The sequence below is a fragment of the Melaminivora alkalimesophila genome, assembly GCF_000282995.1.
GTDB classification, from domain to species: Bacteria; Pseudomonadota; Gammaproteobacteria; order Burkholderiales; family Burkholderiaceae_C; genus Melaminivora; species Melaminivora alkalimesophila.
In genome coordinates, this window is sequence record NZ_ALEE01000730.1 from 1 (window position 1) to 3,954 (window position 3,954).

At 69.3% G+C, this 3,954-nt stretch carries 5 protein-coding genes; all 5 read right to left on the reverse strand.

The features are described 5' to 3' along the window. A partial coding sequence (locus A612_RS14255) for a DUF1631 domain-containing protein (protein WP_141630365.1) occupies positions 1-244 on the reverse strand: 244 nt, incomplete at its 3' end. A gap of 60 nt (positions 245-304) precedes the next feature. After that, positions 305-1,258: a protein translocase subunit SecF gene (gene secF / locus A612_RS14260; RefSeq protein WP_019375128.1), complete on the reverse strand. Its 954-nt coding sequence runs from the start codon at positions 1,256-1,258 to the stop codon at positions 305-307. 18 nt (positions 1,259-1,276) lie between these two features. Continuing rightward, complete coding sequence (secD, locus tag A612_RS14265) at positions 1,277-3,178, reverse strand: protein translocase subunit SecD (protein WP_019375129.1); 1,902 nt, start codon at positions 3,176-3,178, stop codon at positions 1,277-1,279. A gap of 91 nt (positions 3,179-3,269) precedes the next feature. Further along, positions 3,270-3,602 carry a preprotein translocase subunit YajC gene (gene yajC / locus A612_RS14270; protein WP_019375130.1) on the reverse strand — a complete coding sequence of 111 codons (333 nt, stop codon included), beginning with the start codon at positions 3,600-3,602 and terminating at the stop codon, positions 3,270-3,272. Positions 3,603-3,759: 157 nt separating this feature from the next. Next, positions 3,760-3,954, reverse strand: a 195-nt coding sequence (locus A612_RS14275; RefSeq protein WP_040437053.1) for a helix-turn-helix domain-containing protein, incomplete at its 5' end; no start/stop codon positions are given.

Genomic DNA, 3,954 nt, shown 5'->3' on the forward strand with positions numbered 1-3,954 from the left:
CGGTCCAGGCGCGCGCCAGGCGGGCGCTCCAGTCCTTGCCATGCGATTGGAAGGCCATCCAGGCGTCGCGCCGGCGCTGCATTTCGCGCTGCGTGCCGGTCTGGCCCATGAGGTCGGTCAGGAAGCCGTCCAGCGTGTTGACCAGCGCCGGCAGGCCGGCGCACATCCCGTCCACGAAATGCCGCCGCGCCGACTGCGCGAGTCGGCGGGCAGCAGCAAGCTTGGGCGAGGCGGCGTCCACCATGGTCGCCATATTAGCCGCTGCCGGGCCGCTGCGGCATGCCGCCGCAGGGCCCGATCGGGCTCAGACCACGGCGCCGGCGTTGGGGTCTTCCGGGTCGCCCTCGCGGCGCACGGGCGTCTTCACCAGGTCCTCGCGCTTGACGCCCAGCCACATGGCGATCGCCGCCGCGACGAACACCGAGGAGTAGATGCCGAACAGGATGCCGATGGTCAGCGCCAGCGAGAAGTTGTGCAGGCTCGGGCCGCCGAAGAAGAACATCGACAGCACCATCGCCTCGGTCGAGGCGTGGGTGATGATGGTGCGGCTCATGGTCGAGGTGATGGCGTGGTCGATCACCTCGGGGGTGGAGAGCTTCCTGAACTTCCTGAAGGTCTCGCGGATCCGGTCGAAGATCACCACCGACTCGTTGACCGAGTAGCCCAGCACCGCCAGCACGCCGGCCAGCACCGACAGCGAGAACTCCCACTGGAAGAAGGCGAAGAAGCCCAGGATGATGGCCACGTCGTGCAGGTTGGCGATGATCGCCGCGACGCCGAACTTCCACTCAAAACGGAAGGCGAGGTACACGACGATGCCCAGCACCACCATGCCAAGCGCCATCAGGCCGCCGTGCACGAGTTCCTCGCCGACCTGCGGGCCGACGAACTCGGTGCGGCGCAGTTGCACCTCGGGGTCGGCCTGCTGCAGCGCGGCGAGCACCTGCTCGCTCTGCTGCGCCGAGGTCACGCCCTTTTGCACCGGCAGGCGGATCATCACGTCGCGCGAGGTGCCGAAGTTCTGCACCGTCACGTCCGGGTAGCCGAGCGCTGCCACCGTCTCGCGCACCTTGCCGGTGTCGGCGGCCTGGGTGTAGGCGACCTCCATGACGGTGCCACCCGTGAACTCCACCGACAGGTGCAGGCCGCGCGTGACCAGGAAGAACACCGCCAGCGCGAAGGTGATGAAGGAGATCGCGTTGAGCACCAACGCGTACCTCATGAACGGGATGTCCCGCTTGATGCGGAAAAACTCCATGGTTTGTTCCCTTCCTCGTCAGTTGCCGGTGCCGCGGCCGGCCACCGAGCGCAGCTGCGAGCCGTCCTCGGGCTTCCAGACCTGGCCGATGGAGACGGTCTTGAGCTTCTTCTGGCGGCCGTACCAGAGGTTCACCAGCCCGCGCGAGAAGAACACCGCCGAGAACATGCTGGTCAGGATGCCGATGGTGTGGACCACGGCAAAGCCGCGCACCGGGCCGGTGCCGAAGGCCAGCAGCGCCAGGCCCGCGATCAGCGTCGTGACGTTGGAGTCCAGGATGGTCGCCCAGGCGCGCTCGTAGCCGGAGGCAATGGCCGCCTGCGGCGACACGCCGGCGCGCAGCTCCTCGCGGATGCGCTCGTTGATCAGCACGTTGGAGTCGATCGCCACGCCCAGCGCGAGCGCCATGGCGGCGATGCCGGGCAGGGTGAGCGTTGCCTGCAGCATGGACAGCACGGCCACCAGCATCAGCACGTTCACCGACAGCGCGATGGTCGAGAACACGCCGAACAGCGCGTAGTAGACGCACATGAAGGCCGCAATCGCCGCCATGCCCCAGATCACGCTGTGCACGCCGCGCGAGATGTTCTCCTCGCCCAGGCTCGGGCCGATGGTGTATTCCTCGATGATCTCCATGGGCGCGGCCAGCGACCCCGCGCGCAGCAAGAGCGCCGTGTCGTTGGCCTCCACGGTGGTCATGCGCCCGGAGATCTGCACGCGCCCGCCGCCGATCTCGCTGCGAATTACCGGCGCCGTCACCACCTCGCCCTTGCCCTTCTCGAAGAGCACGATGGCCATGCGCTTGCCCACGTTCTCGCGCGTGATGTCCTTGAAGATGCGCGCGCCCTTGGCCGACAGCGTCAGGTTCACCGTGGGCTCCTGCGTCTGGCTGTCGAAGCCGGGCTGGGCGTCCGTCAGGTCCTCGCCGGTGAGCACCACCTGCTTCTTGACGATCACCGCCTGGCCATTCCGGTCCAGGTACTTCTCGGCGCCGAAGGGCACGGGGCCGGTGCCCATCTCGGCGGCGCGCGCCTCCGTGCCTTCGTCGACCATGCGCACTTCCAGCGTCGCCGTGCGGCCCAGGATGTCCTTGGCCTTGGCCGTGTCCTGCACGCCGGGCAGCTGCACCACGATGCGGTCCAGGCCCTGCTGCTGGATCACCGGCTCGGCCACGCCCAGCTCGTTGATGCGGTTGTGCAGCGTCGTGATGTTCTGCTTGAGCGCCTGCTCCTGCACGCGGCGCAGCGCCTCGGGCTTGATGGAGGCGACCAGCACCTGCGCGTCGCCGTCGGTGGCGCTGCTGGTCGCCAGATCGGGGAACTGGTCGGACACCAGGTTGCGCGCCGCCGTGAGCATCGCCTCGTCGCGCACGCGCACACGCACCGTCTGGCCCTCGCGCGAGACGCCGCCGTGGCGGATGCCCTTCTCGCGCAGCGCGCTGCGGATGTCGCCGGCGTAGGACTCGGTCTTCTTGGTCAGCGCCGCCTGCATGTCCACCTGCAGCATGAAGTGCACGCCGCCGCGCAGGTCCAGGCCCAGGTACATGGGGCGCGCATGGATCGCCGTGAGCCAGTCGGGCGAGCGCGACACCAGGTTCAGCGCGACGATGTAGGGCGGGTCGGCCGGGTCGGTGATCAGCGCGCGCTCGATCACGTCCTTGGCCTTGAGCTGGGTGTCCGGGGTGTCGAAGCGCGCCCGCACCGAGTTGCCTTCCAGCGCGATGGAGTCGGAGACCAGGCCAGCCGCGGCCAGCGCCTGCTCGACGCGCTCGCGCACGGCGTCGTCGACCTTGACGGTTGCCTTGGCGGAAGACACCTGCACCGCAGGCGCCTCGCCGAAGAAGTTGGGCAGGGTGTAGAGAAAGCCGATGAGCAGCGCGATCGCGAGGATCGCGTACTTCCAGGCAGGGTAGCGGTTCATGGTTGCGCTCTTGCCTTGCAAACGAAGGGCGGGGCAGGCCGGGCGGCGCGCCCCGCCGGGATGGCGGCCGGGAGAGGGGCTCGCCGGGGGCTCACTTCAGGGTGCCCTTGGGCAGCACCTGCACGACCGCGCTGCGCTGCACCTGGACCTCCACGCCGGGGGCGATCTCCACGTGCAGGTAGCCTTCCGACAGGCGCGTGACGCGGCCGAGCAGGCCACCGCCCATGACCACCTCGTCGCCCTTGGCGAGGGCGTCGACCATGGCCTTGTGCTCCTTTTGGCGCTTCATCTGGGGACGGATCATGATGAAGTACAGCACCACGAACATCAGCACCAGCGGCAGCATGCCGGTGAGCGAGGCCATCATGCCGCCCTCGGCGGCTGCGGCGGGGGCGGTCTGTGCAAAGGCGGGGGAAATCAGCACGGCGGGCTCCGGAAGACAGCGGAAAAAACGATTCTGACGGGACGGGCGCGCACGCGGCAGCCGGGGGGCGCCAGCGTGCAGGCAGCCGGGCATTGTATGCGCCGCCCCGCTCCGGTGTCCCTGCCGGCAGGGCGGTCAACCGGGCGCCCGGGCCCGGTCAGCTCTTGAGTCCCAGCCGCCGCGCCAGCTTGTGCAGGTTGCTTGCATCCACGTCGAGCGTCCGGGCTGCGCGCGCCCAGTTGCCGCCGTGGCGCTCCAGCGCGCCGGCGATCGCGCGCCGCTGGCAGGCATCGACGGCGTCCCGCAGCGTCAGCGGCTCGGCCGGCAGCGGGGCGGGTGCAGCCGCCTGCGG